This is a genomic window from Corynebacterium sp. HMSC071F07 (assembly GCF_001810285.1).
In the GTDB taxonomy this organism is placed as follows: domain Bacteria; phylum Actinomycetota; class Actinomycetes; order Mycobacteriales; family Mycobacteriaceae; genus Corynebacterium; species Corynebacterium simulans.
Window position 1 is genome coordinate 1 of the sequence record NZ_KV800676.1, and the last position, 680, is coordinate 680.

Annotated in this window: 1 protein-coding gene; it reads left to right on the top strand. The window is 59.1% G+C overall.

Annotation, left to right across the window (positions count from 1 at the left end; translation table 11 throughout):
- Positions 1 to 2: 2 nt before the first annotated feature.
- Positions 3 to 680, top strand: a 678-nt coding sequence (locus HMPREF2724_RS13040; RefSeq protein ID WP_141748285.1) for an IS110 family transposase, incomplete at its 3' end; no start/stop codon positions are given.

The window sequence follows — 680 nt, forward strand, 5'->3', positions numbered from 1 at the left end:
GAATGGACGTCGGCAAATACTTCCACCACGCCTGCGTCCTCGATCCCCAGGGCAGACAAGTCCTATCCAAACGCATCAACCAGCACGAAGGCTCGCTACGCAAGCTCTTCGGCAAATTCCTGGCCAATGACGCCGAAGTCCTTGTCGTCGTCGATCAGCCCAACAACATCGGCAGGCTAACCGTCGCAGTCGCCCAAGCAATGGGAGCCGACGTTCGCTACCTCCCCGGGCTTGCCATGCGACAGCTTTCACGTATCCACGTCGGCAACTCCAAGACCGATGTACGCGACGCTTATGTCATCGCCCATGCCGGCCTCAACCTGCCAGATGCCCTGCGTAGCGTCGACCGCGTTGAGGAAGTCTTCCTCCAGCTGAAAGTCCTCAACGGTATCGACGAAGACCTCGCCCGCGCCTACACACGCCTGATCAACCAGATGCGATCCGCGCTCGTGGGCACCTACCCCGCATTCGAACATGTCCTACGTGGGCAGATGATTCACCGCAAGTGGATTCTCCACCTTCTGGCGAAATACGGTGGCCCCACCAAGATTCGACGCGTCGGCAAAGCACGGCTGACAGCTTTCGCACGTGGTCACAGGGCACGTAATCCTGAACCAGTTATCGATGCCATGCTTGCTGCGATCCACGGCCAGACGGTATCCATCGCCGGCGCAGAATAC